15 protein-coding genes and 1 tRNA gene are annotated in these 16,137 nt (G+C 48.3%); all 16 read left to right on the top strand.

Annotated elements, in window-relative coordinates:
• Positions 1 to 83: 83 nt before the first annotated feature.
• The 16 genes from FYJ78_RS03880 to FYJ78_RS03805 all read left to right on the top strand — a co-directional run bounded on the left by FYJ78_RS03880 (position 84) and on the right by FYJ78_RS03805 (position 16,102).
• Positions 84 to 2,195 (top strand): transglycosylase domain-containing protein, encoded by a 2,112-nt coding sequence (locus FYJ78_RS03880; protein ID WP_154620100.1) that lies wholly within the window; start codon positions 84 to 86, stop codon positions 2,193 to 2,195.
• A gap of 55 nt (positions 2,196 to 2,250) precedes the next feature.
• Entirely contained in the window at positions 2,251 to 3,465 is a 1,215-nt protein-coding gene (gene tyrS, locus FYJ78_RS03875; protein ID WP_154620099.1) for a tyrosine--tRNA ligase, read from the top strand.
• A gap of 69 nt (positions 3,466 to 3,534) precedes the next feature.
• Positions 3,535 to 4,263: a YebC/PmpR family DNA-binding transcriptional regulator gene (locus FYJ78_RS03870; RefSeq protein WP_154620098.1), complete on the top strand. Its 729-nt coding sequence runs from the start codon at positions 3,535 to 3,537 to the stop codon at positions 4,261 to 4,263.
• A 77-nt stretch (positions 4,264 to 4,340) separates the two neighbouring features.
• A complete protein-coding gene (gene ruvC, locus FYJ78_RS03865; protein WP_154620097.1) occupies positions 4,341 to 4,838 on the top strand; it encodes a crossover junction endodeoxyribonuclease RuvC in 498 nt (165 codons plus the stop codon).
• Positions 4,839 to 4,863: 25 nt separating this feature from the next.
• Entirely contained in the window at positions 4,864 to 5,463 is a 600-nt protein-coding gene (gene ruvA, locus FYJ78_RS03860; protein WP_154620096.1) for a Holliday junction branch migration protein RuvA, read from the top strand.
• A 16-nt stretch (positions 5,464 to 5,479) separates the two neighbouring features.
• Positions 5,480 to 6,496, top strand: coding sequence for a Holliday junction branch migration DNA helicase RuvB (gene ruvB, locus FYJ78_RS03855; protein ID WP_154620095.1), 1,017 nt, complete (start codon positions 5,480 to 5,482; stop codon positions 6,494 to 6,496).
• A 12-nt stretch (positions 6,497 to 6,508) separates the two neighbouring features.
• Positions 6,509 to 7,141, top strand: a complete 633-nt coding sequence (locus tag FYJ78_RS03850) for an epoxyqueuosine reductase QueH (protein WP_154620094.1) — start codon at positions 6,509 to 6,511, stop codon at positions 7,139 to 7,141.
• Positions 7,142 to 7,287: 146 nt separating this feature from the next.
• Positions 7,288 to 8,352 (top strand): SpoIID/LytB domain-containing protein, encoded by a 1,065-nt coding sequence (locus FYJ78_RS03845; protein WP_195847852.1) that lies wholly within the window; start codon positions 7,288 to 7,290, stop codon positions 8,350 to 8,352.
• An 11-nt stretch (positions 8,353 to 8,363) separates the two neighbouring features.
• The gene (gene queA, locus FYJ78_RS03840) at positions 8,364 to 9,461 is read left to right on the top strand and encodes a tRNA preQ1(34) S-adenosylmethionine ribosyltransferase-isomerase QueA (protein WP_154620092.1); all 1,098 of its coding nucleotides are present in this window, start codon (positions 8,364 to 8,366) and stop codon (positions 9,459 to 9,461) included.
• Between the two features lie 191 nt (positions 9,462 to 9,652).
• Complete coding sequence (locus FYJ78_RS03835; protein ID WP_154620091.1) at positions 9,653 to 10,267, top strand: hypothetical protein; 615 nt, start codon at positions 9,653 to 9,655, stop codon at positions 10,265 to 10,267.
• 38 nt (positions 10,268 to 10,305) lie between these two features.
• Positions 10,306 to 11,223 carry a LysR family transcriptional regulator gene (locus FYJ78_RS03830; RefSeq protein ID WP_154620090.1) on the top strand — a complete coding sequence of 306 codons (918 nt, stop codon included), beginning with the start codon at positions 10,306 to 10,308 and terminating at the stop codon, positions 11,221 to 11,223.
• A 288-nt stretch (positions 11,224 to 11,511) separates the two neighbouring features.
• Complete coding sequence (locus tag FYJ78_RS03825; RefSeq protein WP_195847851.1) at positions 11,512 to 12,894, top strand: cache domain-containing protein; 1,383 nt, start codon at positions 11,512 to 11,514, stop codon at positions 12,892 to 12,894.
• Between the two features lie 3 nt (positions 12,895 to 12,897).
• Positions 12,898 to 13,734 (top strand): NAD(+) diphosphatase, encoded by an 837-nt coding sequence (nudC, locus tag FYJ78_RS03820; protein ID WP_154620088.1) that lies wholly within the window; start codon positions 12,898 to 12,900, stop codon positions 13,732 to 13,734.
• A gap of 104 nt (positions 13,735 to 13,838) precedes the next feature.
• A tRNA-Lys gene (locus FYJ78_RS03815) sits at positions 13,839 to 13,914 on the top strand.
• Positions 13,915 to 14,034: 120 nt separating this feature from the next.
• Positions 14,035 to 14,787, top strand: coding sequence for a 5'/3'-nucleotidase SurE (surE, locus tag FYJ78_RS03810; RefSeq protein ID WP_195847850.1), 753 nt, complete (start codon positions 14,035 to 14,037; stop codon positions 14,785 to 14,787).
• A gap of 73 nt (positions 14,788 to 14,860) precedes the next feature.
• The gene (locus tag FYJ78_RS03805; RefSeq protein ID WP_154620086.1) at positions 14,861 to 16,102 is read left to right on the top strand and encodes an adenosylhomocysteinase; all 1,242 of its coding nucleotides are present in this window, start codon (positions 14,861 to 14,863) and stop codon (positions 16,100 to 16,102) included.
• Positions 16,103 to 16,137: the final 35 nt, after the last annotated feature.

Raw genomic sequence — 16,137 nt, 5'->3', positions numbered from 1 at the left:
GGAACGCGGAGCCCATGGATATCATAGACGCTGAAATTGATTTTGTGCTATAATGAAAAAGTATAAATTGAAGGAGGCAGCTCATGGAGAAACGTTCAAATACAAGCCGTCAGAAGCGGTCCGTGAAACAAGGAAGCGGCACGGCAAAGAGGATCCTTATGGGATTTGGCTTGATAGTACTGGTCATGCTTACTGGTATCGGATGCGGTTTTCTGACTGCAAGTATGAATACGAAACCGGATCTGGCCAACGACATTTTACCGCCGGCATCTTCTCAGATTTATGATATCAATGGCAATGAAATCGCGAATGTTCATGCTGCGGAAAACCGGCGTCCGGTAAAAATTGCTCAGGTGCCAAAAGAATTGCAGAATGCCTTTGTGGCTGTCGAAGACAATCGCTTTTATGAACACAACGGCGTGGATCCGCGCGGCATTTTGCGTGCACTTTATGCCAATATCCGCGGCCGCGGTGTTTCGGAAGGCGGTTCGACGATCACCCAGCAGCTTGCCAAAAATGCTTATCTTACACAGGAACGGACATTGACCCGAAAAATTCAGGAGGTATTTTTGGCTCTTCAGCTGGAACGGCAATATACTAAACAAGAAATCCTTGAGATGTACATGAATCAGATTTACTTTGGACAAGGAGCGTATGGCGTTCAGGCCGCAGCGCAGACCTATTTTGGCAAAGATGTGGAAAATCTGACTCTGAATGAATGTGCTATGCTGGCCGGTATCCCCAAAAGCCCGAATTATTATTCTCCGTCTAATAATATGCAGGCAGCACAGGAACGCAAGGCGACCGTTTTGGATCAGATGGAAAAATATGGCTACATCAACAGCAGCACAGCATTCAAAACAAAAAAAGAAGAATTGAAGATCGTCAAACCTGTCAAGCAGGATAAGAAGACGGAGGCTTCTTATTTCATCGACTATGTTACACAGCAGCTGATTGATAAATATGGTGCAGATGCAGTATATAAAGAAGGCCTGAAAATCTATACGACAATCGATATGGATATGCAGCGCGCTGCCGAGGCAGCCGTTGCCAAGCTTCCTACCCGCCGTACCGATGGAAATGGCATCCAGCAGCCGCAGGGGGCTTTGGTCGCCATTGATCCGCATAATGGGTATGTAAAAGCCATGGTTGGCGGACGCGGCACGGATCAGTTCAATCGTGCGACGATGGCTGTGCGTCAGCCGGGATCCGCGTTTAAGCCATTTGTGTTTGCGGCGGCTCTGGAGGATAAGTTCACGCCCGATACCATCATTGATGACAGCCCGGTCAATATTAATGGATGGAAGCCGCAAAATGACAGTGGTCATTTCAACGGGAAAGTGACAATGCGTGATGTGGCCCGGTATTCTATCAATGTTCCTACGGTGAAAATTGCTCAGAAGATTGGTATTGATAAGCCGATTTATTATGCACAGGAAATGGGCATTTCCACTTTCGTTTTGGAAGGCCCGCAAAATGACCGGACTCTTTCTACGGCATTGGGCGGACTGACCAAGGGGGTAACGCCGCTTGAACTGACCAGTGCATATGGCACATTCGCAAATAAAGGTGTTCACGTTGCTCCTGTCATCATTATCAAGGTACTGGACCGGAACGGAAAGGTGCTGGAACAAGCAGAGCCTAAACAGCGCAGTGTTATCAGTGAAGGCAGCGCGGCGGAATTGACCGATATGCTGGAGGGAGTCATTAAAAAAGGAACGGGAACCCGTGCGAATATCGGGCGGCCGGCCGCAGGAAAAACAGGAACAACCAGCGATTATCACGATGCCTGGTTTGTTGGCTATACCCCGGATTTAGTCTGCGGTGTCTGGGTCGGTAACGATGATAACACCGATACAGGGGGAATTATGGGCGGACAGCTTCCGGCGGAGATATGGAAATCCTTTATGCAGAAAGCTTTAGCACAAATTCCTGCCAAAAATTTTGATGGTTCTTCCGCATCAAAGAGTGATGCCATCGGCGAATTGGAGAACGATAAAAAATCTGAAATGAAGAAAAAGAATGAGACGAAGCAGAAAAATGCCCGCACGGACAAGAATGGCAAACCCATTCAGGGAAACAGTGGCATTACGCCAGGCCCTTCACAACCTGCGGATAATTCCGGTGAGCAGCCTGCTATGCCGGATTCTGCGGCTCCTGAACCAGGCGGTGCGGTGTCCAAGGGCAGAAATTGATTCATTTTCCGAATTTATCGGTGGATTAGGATAAAGTGACAAAGGAGAGAGTTCGTTGACAAATGTTTTCGACACACTGAAAGAACGAGGCTTTATTGCGCAATGCACCAATGAGGCAGAGCTTCGGGAATTATTCGATAAAGAGCGCGTAACCTTTTATATTGGCTTTGATCCAACGGCAGACAGCCTGCATGCGGGGCATTTTATCGCCTTGATGGCAATGGCTCATATGCAGCGCGCTGGTCATCGTCCTATTTGTCTTGTAGGGGGAGGAACAGGAACCATCGGCGATCCGACGGGGCGAACGGATATGCGCAAAATGCTGACCGATGATGATATTGCACATAATTGTGAATGCTTCAAAAAACAAATCGCCCGGTTTATTGATTTCCGCGACGATAAGGCAATTATGGTCGATAATGGGGAATGGCTTCGCAAGCTGAATTACATTGACCTGCTCCGTGATGTTGGCGCATGTTTTACCGTTAATCGTATGCTGGCCGCCGAATGTTATAAGCAGCGCTGGGAAAAAGGATTGACATTCCTGGAGTTCAATTATATGGTGATGCAGGCTTATGATTTTCTGGAATTGAACCGCCGTTACGGCTGCAAGCTGGAAATGGGCGGCGATGACCAATGGTCTAACATTATCGCCGGCGTAGAACTGAATCGCCGGAAAAATAATACGACGGTTTACGGACTGACCAATCAGCTTCTGACGAAGAGCGATGGCAAAAAGATGGGCAAAACGGCAGGCGGTGCGCTCTGGCTTGACGCGGATAAAACCAGTCCATATGAGTTTTATCAATATTGGCGTAATGTGGACGATGCCGATGTAAAAAAATGCCTTTCGCTGCTTACCTTCCTTCCTATGGATGAAGTGCGGCGTCTCAGCGCCATGGAGGGAGCCGAAATCAATCAGGCAAAGACTGTCCTGGCTTATGAAGTTACGAAAATTGTGCATGGCGAAGCTGCGGCTCAGCAGGCAAAGGAATCTGCGGAAACGATGTTTGGCGGCAGCGGTGCTGCAGGGAGCAGTATCCCCGAGATTCGTGCGGCATCCGGGCGGAAATTGCTGGATGTTTTGACTGAAGGCAAAGTCTTTGCTTCCAAGGGAGAAGGGCGTCGTCTTATCCTGCAGAACGGCTTGTCACTCAACGATGTCAAAGTCGGCGACGCAGATTATGTACTGTCTGATTCAGATTTCCAGCAAGGAACGGCCATTGTCCGGAAGGGAAAGAAGAAATATTTCCGACTGGTGACAAATTGACGGTTTAGTGGAATCGTAGTATACTGAATAAGTTCTTATGAATAGTAAATTGAAGGGGCGGTATTTCGCATGTCAGGACATTCTAAATGGGCAAATATCAAACGGAAAAAGGGAGCAAATGATGCCATTCGCGGCAAGATTACGACAAAAATCGGCCGGGAAATCACCATTGCTGTTCGCATGGGCGGAGCTGATCCTACCGGAAATATGCGTTTGAAACTGGCCCTTTCGAAGGCAAAGTCCAACAATATTCCGAAAGACAATATTAAGCGCGCCATTGAAAAGGGACTTGGAAATTCGGAAAGCGGCAGCTATGAAGAGCTCATGTATGAAGGTTACGGGCCGGCCGGCACAGCTGTTATGCTTGATATTCTCACGGATAACCGCAACCGCACGGCCGCAGACGTGCGCCATTTGTTCTCGCGTTTCGGCGGAAACTTGGGGCAGGATGGCTGCGTTGCCTGGATGTTCAAGAAAAAAGCCATTTTCGTTGTAGAAAAAGAAGTGTTCGATGATGAAGACGCATTGTTGGAAATTGTACTCGAAGCAGGCGCCGAGGATATGAAGGACGAAGGGGACGCTTTTGAAATCACAGCGGATCCCGATGCCTATGATGCGATTGAATCGGCTTTGGCGGAAAAGGGCATTGAGACTGCCTCGGCTGAAATCACAATGGTTCCCGATAATACGGTAAAACTTTCGGGGGCAGATGCTGAAAAGATGCAGAATCTCGAAGATGCACTGGAAGAGAACGACGACGTCCAGAACGTTTACAGCAACTACGAAACGGAAGACTGATTTCTTTTCCCGGAACGGACATGAATGTCAATGGGCTCAGCTGGTGGGCCCATTTTTCTATATCGAGGAGAGAACTTATGTTAGCATTAGGTATTGATCCGGGGACTGCCATCTGCGGATATGGTTTTGTCGAGGCGAAGGGAAGCCGTTTGATTCCGCATGCGTACGGATCGATTTTTACTTCTCCCGAAATGAAGATGGAAGATCGTCTTATGAAGATTTATGATGATCTTGATGCACTGATTAAACGATATCAGCCAGATGTCATGGGAGTGGAAAAGCTGTTCTTTAACCGGAACGTTACGACAGCGATACCAGTAGGGCAGGCCCGAGGAATTGTGCTGCTTACCGCTGCCAAAAACGGGTTGCGCTTGGTAGAACGTACTCCTATGCAAATCAAGCAGGATGTCACCGGCTATGGTAAAGCGACGAAAGATCAGGTGATCTATATGGTCACGAAATTGTTGAACCTGCCCAAACCGCCGAAACCAGATGATACAGCAGATGCGCTGGCGATTGCAATCTGTACGACGTATTGCCTAAACAATGTGGTCTGGCGGAATCAACTGGAATAAGCAAAGGCTATACAAGGAGTTAGTCATGATTGGTTTTTTACGGGGAAAGGCGGTAATCATTCAGACGGATTTTTGTCTGCTTGATGTAAACGGCGTAGGTTATCGGCTATTCATTCCCCATAGCACAAGAAACGTCCTCAGGCTGAATGAGACGGTTCAGCTTTTTACTTATATGAATGTATATCAGGACGGCATTACCCTGTACGGGTTTGCTGCTAAAGAGGAATACGATCTCTTTCAGCTGCTGATCGGCGTATCTGGTATTGGACCCAAAGTTGCTTTAGGAATTCTTTCATCCATCTCTGTTGATGGACTTTGCCGGGCGATTCAGGAAAAACAGACTGCCGTACTGACGAAACTGCCGGGAATTGGCAAGAAATCTGCGGAACGGCTTATTTTGGAACTGCGCGATAAAGTTGGCAGTACGCAGGGAAATTCCGATGATCTGTCAGACGGCGATTTTTCGGCCGATGTGGGAACCGATACGGTTTCTGAGGCAATTGCCGCTTTGCAGTCGCTGGGCTATACGCAGGCTGAAATTCTGCCGGTCATGAAAAAAGTCAAAAACGATGCGCCGCCTGAGACAATCATTAAGCAGGCCCTGCAATTTTTGGGACGTGCATAAGTGAGGAGGGGAGACCATGGATGATTTCCACGATATTGATCCGGAACGCATTGTAGCCATGGAGGAGCAGCACACGGACGACTGGCAGTACAGTCTTCGGCCGCGCAGGCTCAGTGAATATATCGGTCAGGATAAAGCCAAGGAAAACTTGTCTATTTTTATTCAGGCGGCCTTGTCCCGCGGAGAAGCATTGGATCATGTTTTGCTTTATGGGCCGCCCGGACTTGGAAAAACAACATTGGCCGGCATTATAGCCAATGAACTGGGCGTTAATTTTCGCCAAACGTCCGGTCCCGCGATTGAGCGGCAGGGCGATCTTGCTGCTCTGTTAACGAATTTACAGGAACACGATGTACTCTTTATTGATGAAATTCATCGTCTTTCACGCAGTGTAGAAGAAGTGCTGTATTCAGCTATGGAAGATTTTTCTCTGGACATCATTATTGGTAAAGGTCCGAGCGCAAGATCCATACGACTGGACATCGCGCCGTTTACATTGATTGGTGCGACGACAAAAGCCGGCGCACTGGCCGCGCCGCTTCGTGATCGCTTTGGCGTTATTTCCCGGCTCGAATACTACAGTCCGGACGCGCTGGTGCATATCATTAAGCGCGCTGCAGAAATTTTGGATATTTCCATTGAGGATCAAGGTGCGCGTGAAATCGCGCGGCGATCACGCGGAACGCCGCGCATCGCCAATCGGCTGCTGAAACGCGTACGCGATGTCGCACAAGTTGAAGGAGATGGCCGGATCACCGATGCCGTTGCCGACCGCGCACTTCGTATGCTGGAGATTGATCAGGCCGGATTGGATCATACCGACCGGAGGATGCTGGATACCATGATCCGTAAATTTGCCGGGGGACCGGTTGGGCTGGATACGTTGGCTGCGGCCATCAGTGAAAGCACGGATACCATTGAAGATGTTTACGAACCCTTTCTCATGCAGCTCGGCTTCATCAGCCGTACACCGCGCGGTCGTGTAGTGACGCGTTTTGGCTATGAACATATGGGGCTGCATTATCCGGAATAACAGGAGATGCCAATGAACTTACTTTTACATATGTGCTGTGGGCCATGTGCCTGCTATCCTGTCAGGAAGCTCCGTCAGGAAGGTATAGAACCCACTGGCTGGTTTTTTAATCCGAATATCCATCCGTATACCGAATGGGATCACCGGCTGAAAACTGCTGCAGAATTTGCAGAAAAAGTCGATATGCCATTTGAAGCAGAGAAGCATTATCAGCTGCGCGACTTCCTGAAGCGGGCATTGCCTGCAGAAGCAACGGCCAATGGACGCTGTACGATGTGCTATACATGGCGTTTGGAGGAAACGGCAAAATATGCGGCGGAGCATGGTTATGATGCGTTTTCTTCCACGTTGTTTTACAGTATTTATCAGCAGCATGATTTGATGAAACGTACAGCAGAACAGTTTGCCGCTAAATATGATGTGCCATTTTATTATGAAGACTTTCGGCCTGGCTGGCAGGAGGGAATCCAGATCAGTCAGGAACTGGGGCTTTACCGTCAGCCATACTGCGGTTGTATCTTCAGTGAGGAAGAACGGTACAGCAGGGAAATTCGCAAGCAGCGCAGGAAAGAAAATCGGGCGAAAAAACGTGCGCGTCTCGCTGCCGAATCGGAATTAAACCAAGCAGAAAGGCATGAATCATGAAAAAAGCGACATCTGAGGGAACCCTGTGGTGTATCCGCTTCGTTTTTTTGTCTTTTTTCTTTTTTTTCTGTCTGGAATCATCTGCAGAAGCATTCTGGCAGCCTGAACTTTTTGTCGAACTCCGTACGTCTGCTTCCTCTCTTCGTTTGTCTGCTGATCAGTCAACAGAACTGTGCAATGTCTCAACCGGGGAAAAATTTATGCAGGTTCCGGCTGGTACACAGCTTATCATCACCTGTTCAAACCGGACATTCTATGTAAACGGCAAGCCGCTGCGTTTCCAAGATTTATCAGCCGGGGTGGATTTTGTTGTACCGGATCTTAGGACACTGGACAAGCAGGTCAGCCATATTGACGGTTATTTATATCGCGGAGGTGTTCGTCTGCTTCCTAGGGAGAATGGCTTTGCGGTCATTAATCGGGTGACCACAGAAGGATATTTGCAGGGGGTCGTTCCCCAGGAAATGCCATCCAGTTGGAATGCAGAGGCGTTAAAAGCTCAGGCTGTAGCCGCCAGAACGTTTGCCCTTCGTCACCGTCGCCGCCATGAACGCGATGGGTTCGACCTGTGTGCCACAACGCATTGCCAGCAGTACGGCGGAATCCGTGCGGAACGAGCTGAAACCAATGCGGCAATTCAAGCTACGTGCGGCGAAGTGCAGGTTTATCAGGGAAAACTCATTGAGGCATTGTTTCACACGGATTCCGGAGGGATGACAGAAAACAGCCGGGACGTATGGGGACAGGATATTTCCTATCTTCATGCAGCAACTGAGGTTCATCGCAACACACAGCCATGGGAGAAGACGCTGACAGCAAATGAATGTTCGATATTGTTATCTCGTCATGGCAAAAATCTTGGTCAATTGAAGAAGATCGAGCTTTCGGCTCTGCAGTTGGGGAAAAGCGGTCCGGACCGAACGGCTTCCGGACGTGTTCGATTTGTTCGTATCACCGGCACCAAGGGGCAGGACATTGTTTCTGGTAATGATCTTAGAAACTGGTTGGGACTGCGCAGCACATTGTTTGATATGACACTGCGCGACGGTGTGCTGTTTTTACAAGGATATGGCTGGGGCCACGGACTTGGTCTGTCACAATGGGGAGCCAAAGCCTATGCGGAAGAACAGCACTGGACCTATCACCAGATCCTCCGGCATTATTATGCCGGCACAACGGAAAAGAAATTATATTGCAATGAAGGAAAATAAAGGGTGACATCATGTTATTATTGTCAGATTTTGATTATGAACTTCCAGAAGAACGTATTGCGCAGGTTCCGATTGAACCGCGCAACGCATCTCGTCTAATGGTGCTGGATCCGGTGAAGAAAACCATACTGCACCGTCATTTTTACGATCTGAAAGAGTTCCTTGTACCGGGGGATACGTTGATTTTCAATGATACCCGCGTCATGCCGGCGCGCCTGATTGGACATCGTGAAAACACCGGCGGCAAAGTGGAAGTGTTCCTTCTGCGCCGTTTGGATGCCACGCATTGGGAAACATTGGTCAAGCCGGGGAAAAAAGCCCGGCCGGGCAATTGCATTGTATTTAGTGAAGAGCTGCGCTGCACCATAACGGATCATACGGATTTCGGCGGCCGCATTGTTGCCTTCCAGTTTGACGGCGTATTTGAAGAAATTTTGGATCGGCTCGGTGAAACGCCGCTGCCGCCCTACATCCATGAGAAACTCGAAGATAAAGAACGATATCAAACGGTTTATAACCGCGAAGAAGGCTCCGCAGCGGCTCCAACTGCTGGTCTGCATTTTACCAAAGAGCAGATGCAGGAACTTCGTGAAATGGGCGTAAACCTTGGCTTTGTCACGCTGCATGTCGGGCTGGGAACCTTTCGTCCTGTCAATGTAGAAAACATCAAGCAGCATGAAATGCACAAAGAATTTTATCGGATTTCTGAGGAAACGGCTAAACTGGTCATGGATACAAAGCGTGCCGGACATCGCGTCATTGCCGTTGGAACAACGAGTATACGAACTTTGGAATCCGCAGCCCTCGCACCAGGAAAAATAGAGGGCAGAAGCGGTTGGACGGAAATTTTCATCTATCCCGGCTATGACTTTAAAATCGTCGATGCGCTGATCACGAATTTTCATCTGCCAAAATCTACCTTGATTATGTTGATCAGTGCCTTTGGGGGACGTAAATTTATTTTGGACGCGTACCGTACCGCGGTAAAAGAAAACTATCGCTTTTTCAGCTTTGGGGATGCTATGTTTCTCTCAGGGCATCAGCCACAAGAAGAACGTGACCGCGAAATTGCTGAGCTGGAAGCAAGCCATCAGACAGAAGAGTCATAATTTGGACCTTCCCTGACCCGGTTTCATTTTATTTATGCGAATGCGGATGGGGCATGGTCATACAGCAATTCGTTTCGCCTGAGGCAGAGACCGTGTCATGTCCAGCTTTTTTTCAGCCCATAAAGATATCATAAAAGCAATTTCCGTTCATTGCGGATATCGCAGTGACATACCATAAGGAGGGTATTTTCATGTTGTTATTGATCGGTGTGATGATTCTGAATGTCGTGATCAGTTTCATAAACGCACGCAATGTCGGCCGGATTTGGGCGGAATCCAGGGCTGTTGGCGGATGGATCCGTCTGCTGGCCTGGGCTGGAGCCATTCAGTCCGCAGTGGGATTCACCTATGTTTACGGTATTCTTGTCTCTTATATTGCCGTGTCGGCTGGTTATCTGCCTCCGCAGATGTTTTCCGCGCTGATGAGTCTCATCTATCTGTTCATCATTATTCCCGCTATTGGTTCAGGGATTATCATTACCATTCAGTCCTGGATCAATTTTTCCCGGGATAAATCCCTGATGAATCTGGGAGTTGCAGGATGGAATACCTTTGCGCAGGCTTATAATACCTATAACGCAGTGCAAAGCTTCGGCCCGGCATTGAGCAGTGTACAGGAAAGTCTGGGCGGATTGTTTGACGGAGATTCGGATTCGGATAATTCTACAGCCCGCGTACTTCTTCTGGCAGCGATTATTCTGCTGGCAGGTGTACTGACGACCAGCGTCATCATTCGCCGCTATGAAGCCAGTCTTCCCGTATCCGAAGAAGTACGCAATGGCAATCGGGATCTTCAATATCGTTAAAAGGTCATCTGCAAAGCCAGAGGAAGAGAGGCTGTCATATGGAAGATCTGCCAAGTATTCAGCAGCTGGAATGTTTTGCCATCTATGGGCGAGTGAAGAATTTCACGGCGGCAGCCAGAGAGGCAAATATCACACAATCTGCATTTAGTGCCCAGATGAAGAAACTGGAAACGACATTGGGGGTTCAACTGATTTATCGTTCAAACCGAGGCAGTCATCTGACTCCTGCTGGTGAGAACCTTTTGCCAAAGGTTCAGGCATGGCTGGAACAGATGCGCCAGATGGTACACGAACTGAGAGAAGAAGAAGGATTGGCACCTATCGAGCTCAATGTTGGCATTTTACGCACTTTGGGCGATGTCCAGATGAACCGTCATGTTTCGTATTTTCAGCAGCATAACAGCCGTCTGCGGTTGAATGTATTTGATATGGAGGAGGCGCAGCTTATTGATGCTTTTTATGAAGAGCGCATTGATGTAGCTTCGACCTATCTTTTGAAAAAGGACAGTTTCCGGGAATTTGAAACGGTTCATTTTTGCTGGGATAAGATGGTTTATTACGCCCCTCTTCTTATTCCGCCGCAAGGGCCTGTTTCTTTGGATTGGATCAGCGGACAACCGCTTTGCTGTTATCCGCACAACTCGTTTATGAACGAAACCTTTGAACAGTACTTTGAAGATGCTTCCGTATTTCCACCGGTCGCAGCCCGGCTGTCCACTCCATATGCAATGATCTTTTTCTGTCAGCAAAATCGGGCTGGAGCCTTGCTTCCGGAACGGCTGCTGGAGGCTGTAGGCAGTCATGATGGCTGGTATGAATTAGCAAAGCCGATGCGGGCGGATGCCTGCCTGATTTTTCGCCGGGACAGCCCGAAATTATGCAGTATACGGATTTACGTTGAACACATTCTGGATTGTTATCGCGGACAGGCAAGATCTTGCCATCAAAATTTCTGATAGGTATGATTTCTTTTCTATGTTATACAACCACATGAATCTTCGTTATAATAAATGTGTGTTGATGACAAAGCTTCGTTCTCCCCTTCATTAACGAAGCTTTGGATAGAAACCACCCTTTTATCATAACCCCAGTAAGGATAAGGGACACGAGCGGGTATACCGCTTGTGTCCCTTATCTGTTTTCAAATCGATAATTTTTTCGTGGAAAAACAGGATTTGAGCCTTTGATTAGGGAATATTCTTATCATAGGAAATGGGGGCTGAGTCATGTTTTGTTTCAAATCGATGAAAGCTAGACTGATTGCTATCATGGTCAGTGTTTCTTTAGCAACGTCTGTTTGCTTGGGGAGCATAGTGATATACAGTTCGGTTCAGGAAAATGAGCGCCTGCTTCAGGCTTATCGGGAAGATCTGGAAAAAAATGCCCGGATTCAGCTGCAAAATCAGACGCAATCTGCATTGAGCATCGTACAGGATCACTATCGCCGCCAGATATCCGGTGAACTAACCCGGGAACAAGCCATGAGACAATCGGCAGATATCATACGCATGATGCGCTATAACGATGGAACCGGCTATTTCACGATCGATACGGACGACGGAGTGAATGTCGTTTTGCGCGGAACCGCAGCAGAGGGGAAGCCGCGCCTTGATGCCATGGATCCGGAAGGAAACTATTTTATTCAGGATATCATTCGACAAGCGAAACAGCCGAGCGGCGGGTTCACCGCGTTTATGTATCCGAAACCAGAAACGAATAATCCCTTGCCGAAATTATATTACAGTATCGAATTCCGCCCATACCATTGGGTGATTGGAACAGGAGTATGGATTGATCAAATTGACCGGATGGTAGCTGCACATCAGAGTGAAATGAACCGCCATGTATGGGAGCAAGCCTTCCGTACCATGGCCGGGTTGGGGGTGATGGGACTTTTACTGATTTTGATGGCAATTTATATTGGACGGCGTCTGGCATATCCGATACAAATTGCCACACAGCGCATGCGGGCACTGGGAAATGGATTTTTGGAAATGGATGGGAAAACGGACTCGGCCATGAAGCGTATGGCGGAACGGCACGATGAATTGGGAACCATGAGCCGGGCCATGCAGGAAATGAGCCGAAAACTTTGTGAAAATCAACAGCTTATTCTGCGGATGGCAAGAGAAGATGCTTTAACGGGACTGGCCAACCGCAGGTATTTTACCGAATCCATTCGGAAGCACCCTGCGGGAAAGCCGTTGACGCTGATTTCGCTGGATCTGGATCACTTTAAGGAAGTAAACGATCGGTTTGGGCATCAGACCGGAGATGCTGCTTTGCTGATTTTGGCCGAAGTATTGCGCCAATCCTTTGCCGATGCAATGACTGTCCGTATGGGCGGCGATGAATTTCTTGTGGCCATGACCGGACCGATTTCCAGAGAGAAAGCCGAGCAGCGGCTGACATCCTTTATGAAAAAACTGATTCATATCTATCAAAAGGACAACAGCTTGTGCCATTTGACGATCAGTGCTGGTATAGCCTTTTCTGTGCAGGGGGATGTTCCTGTTGATGTGCTGCTTCACCAGAGCGATGAAGCACTGTATGCGGCGAAACTTGCCGGCCGTTCTTGCTATCGGGTTTATACGCCGGCAGATGATATGTCAAAGAAAGAAGGCTAACCATTGATACAGGATATTTATCCACATAAATTGCATAATGAATATCATCCGGACCAATCTCCTCGTCCGGATGATGCGATAATCTGTTTTGTTGGAAATAAGATTCTGGTCGGCGGAAAGGAGAATGCGTTCACTTTCCCGCATCGCAGTGAATTGCCGGTGGTGTCAGACGGAACCTATCTGTTCTCGCTGGACCGGCAAGCGTTTTATCTGGTCGATGGAGACTTTACCGGACATTCAGGCAGCTATCGGTATCACACACTGCGTGATCTCCGCTGGCATCTTAAAGGCCCGCGCGAAAATCTTTATGCAGCTTATACGGCTTATCATCTGACTACCTGGTATAGAGAAAATCGGTTCTGCGGCAGCTGCGGACAGGCAACGGTACACGCAGCTGCGGAACGGGCTTTGCATTGTCCGGCCTGCGGCCGGGTGATTTACCCGCGTCTGAACCCGGCAGTCATCGTCGGTGTAACGGACGGCAATCGCATACTCATGACCAAGTATGCCAATCGGGATGTTTCCTTCTATGCATTGATTGCCGGATTCACTGAAATCGGTGAATCGATGGAAGAATGTGTCGCGCGCGAGGTTATGGAGGAAGTCGGCCTCAAGGTAAAGAATCTGCGCTATTACAAATCACAGCCATGGGGCAGTGCTGACGATATTTTGCTGGGCTTTTATTGCGATGCAGACGGCGCGACGGATATACGTCTTGATGAGAAGGAACTTCGCGAAGCGGTCTGGGTGGAACGCGACGCAATCGAAGGACAGCCGGACAATCTCAGCCTGACGAATGAAATGATGATGGTTTTCAAAGCTGGACGGGAACCGCGCTGACTGGAATGAGAACGGAACCAGAATTTTTCTGTCGGAATGTCTAAAAATAGTTGACAAAAAGTAGAAGATATATTATTATAATATCTGTTCTTGATAAATGAACTGACTCACTAGCTCAACTGGCAGAGCAACTGACTCTTAATCAGTAGGTTCACGGTTCGATTCCGTGGTGGGTCACCAAAAAGCATAAGAGAAGGCGTCAGATCTGGTTTGGCGTCTTTTTTGTTGTATCCGGCAAAAGGAAAATCTTCATAAAAGATGCTGGTAAAAAGAAAAGACATACTGGAGGATGAAAACAACTTGCGTATTCTTATATCAAATGATGATGGAGTTCGTGCTCAGGGACTGGGCGCGTTGGTGCATGCTTTGTATCGTCAGCATGAAGTCGTTGTCTCTGCCCCGATGTATCAGCAGAGCGGTATGGCTCATGCCTTGACCGTAGGCACGCCGATGGAAGTAGCCCATGATGCGGATTTGGAAAAACGCTATCATATTACGGCCTTATCGGTAGACGGCACGCCAACGGACAGCGTCAAGCTGTATTTGGAAGCTCTGGCTGGGGAATTCCAGCCAGAACTGGTCGTGTCTGGTATCAATCATGGAGCAAATCTCGCTACGGATATTCTCTATTCGGGGACAGTCGGCGCAGCAATGGAAGGGTACCTTCATGGCATCCCGGCGTTTGCACTCTCATTGGATGCGGACAGTGAACTAACGTATACGGATGTCGCAGAAATTTTTGCCCGGGATCTGAATCAGTGGCTGGATCACAGGGAAACGCCATTTTTTTATAATGTGAATTTTCCCAAAAAGCTGAAGGACGGCCGTCCGCAATATGTCTTTGGACGTCAGGGAAAGCGGGACTATATAAACGCGTTTCAGCGCGAAGAACAGGATGGCCATGTGTTTTACACGATGGCAGGAGAAATCTATGATTCCGATAAAGGAAGCGCGACGGATATTTACGCCACCGATCAGGGATATATTTCTATTACGCCGCTGATTACGGACATGACTGATTATATGGCACTGCAGGATCGTCTGGAAAAATAAACCACTGGCAGCAAACAGAGTTTCGTGTTAAAATGTGGTAGTATCTAAGATTTGGGAATAGGGAGGCATTTTTATGGAATCCATGATTCGTGATATCAAACTGGCTCCTTCCGGTCATGACAAGATCGAATGGGTGAAAAACTTTATGCCGGTAATGGCTGCTGTCGATGAGAAATTTTCAAAGACCAAGCCATTTGCAGGTAAAAAGATGGTCATCACATTGCATCTGGAGGCCAAAACCGCCTATATGGCTGAAATTTTCAAGCATGCAGGAGCGGAGGTGGCCATTACCGGCAGCAATCCGCTTTCCACGCAAGATGACATCGCTGCCGCTCTGGTTGAAGATGGCCTTCATGTGTTTGCCTGGCATGGATGCTCCGAAGAAGAATATTTTACTTTTATTGATAAAGCACTGGATATTCAGCCGGATATCATTATTGATGACGGCGGTGATCTGGTACATATGCTGCACACAAAACGGCGGGAACTTCTCCCTCATATCCTCGGCGGTTCTGAGGAAACGACTACCGGAGTCCATCGTCTGCGCGGACTGGCCAAAGAAGGGAAGCTTGAGTTCCCAATGATCGCCGCTAATGATGCTTATATGAAATATCTTTTTGATAACCGCTATGGCACGGGGCAATCGACATGGGACGGCATCATGCGTACCACAAATTTGGTCATTGCCGGAAAGAATGTCGTCATTTCCGGGTATGGATGGTGCGGGAAGGGCGGTGCGATGCGCGCCCGCGGTCTCGGCGCCAATGTCATTATCACAGAGGTAGATCCGATCAAGGCCATTGAGGCTGTTTTTGATGGGTTCCGTGTTATGCCTATGGATGAGGCGGCAAAAATTGGCGACATTTTCCTGACTTTAACGGGTGATAAGGATGTGATTCGGAAACGCCATTTTCAAGTGATGAAAAATGGCGCAATGATGGCTAATTCCGGCCATTTTGACTGCGAGATCAACATTCCGGAGCTGGAACAATGTTCGGTATCCCGCCGTACCGTCCGTAACAATATCGAAGAGTTCCGCCAGCCGGACGGCCGCAAGTTGTATTTGCTTGCCGAAGGGCGCTTGGTCAATTTGGCAGCTGGTGACGGCCATCCGGCAGAGATTATGGATCTTTCTTTTGGCGTACAGTTTTTCTCGGCGCTTCATTTGCTTCAGCATGGACGGGAGCTGAAGCCGGATGTGTATCTTATGCCGGAAGAGATTAATACAAAAATCGCCGAAATCAAGCTCCAATCTCTTGGCGTTGCCATTGATGAACTGACTGCGGAACAGAGAGCTTATCTGAATCTGGATTGATAGAACATGACACTGTAAAACGAAAGAGAGAAGTA

The sequence above is a fragment of the Wylensekiella montiformis genome (assembly GCF_009697385.1).
Classification (GTDB): domain Bacteria; phylum Bacillota; class Negativicutes; order Selenomonadales; family Selenomonadaceae; genus Selenomonas_A; species Selenomonas_A montiformis.
Note: the sequence above shows the minus strand (reverse complement) of the source record. Positions and strands in the feature narration are given on the sequence as shown.

Coding starts and splice junctions, on each gene's coding strand:
- FYJ78_RS03830 (WP_154620090.1), top strand. CDS start 10,306: ATGGAAGATCTGCCAAGTATTCAGCAGCTGGAATGTTTTGCCATCTAT.
- FYJ78_RS03870 (WP_154620098.1), top strand. CDS start 3,535: ATGTCAGGACATTCTAAATGGGCAAATATCAAACGGAAAAAGGGAGCA.
- FYJ78_RS03825 (WP_195847851.1), top strand. CDS start 11,512: ATGAAAGCTAGACTGATTGCTATCATGGTCAGTGTTTCTTTAGCAACG.
- ruvC (WP_154620097.1), top strand. CDS start 4,341: ATGTTAGCATTAGGTATTGATCCGGGGACTGCCATCTGCGGATATGGT.
- FYJ78_RS03850 (WP_154620094.1), top strand. CDS start 6,509: ATGAACTTACTTTTACATATGTGCTGTGGGCCATGTGCCTGCTATCCT.
- FYJ78_RS03805 (WP_154620086.1), top strand. CDS start 14,861: ATGGAATCCATGATTCGTGATATCAAACTGGCTCCTTCCGGTCATGAC.
- FYJ78_RS03880 (WP_154620100.1), top strand. CDS start 84: ATGGAGAAACGTTCAAATACAAGCCGTCAGAAGCGGTCCGTGAAACAA.
- FYJ78_RS03835 (WP_154620091.1), top strand. CDS start 9,653: ATGTTGTTATTGATCGGTGTGATGATTCTGAATGTCGTGATCAGTTTC.
- queA (WP_154620092.1), top strand. CDS start 8,364: ATGTTATTATTGTCAGATTTTGATTATGAACTTCCAGAAGAACGTATT.
- ruvB (WP_154620095.1), top strand. CDS start 5,480: ATGGATGATTTCCACGATATTGATCCGGAACGCATTGTAGCCATGGAG.
- ruvA (WP_154620096.1), top strand. CDS start 4,864: ATGATTGGTTTTTTACGGGGAAAGGCGGTAATCATTCAGACGGATTTT.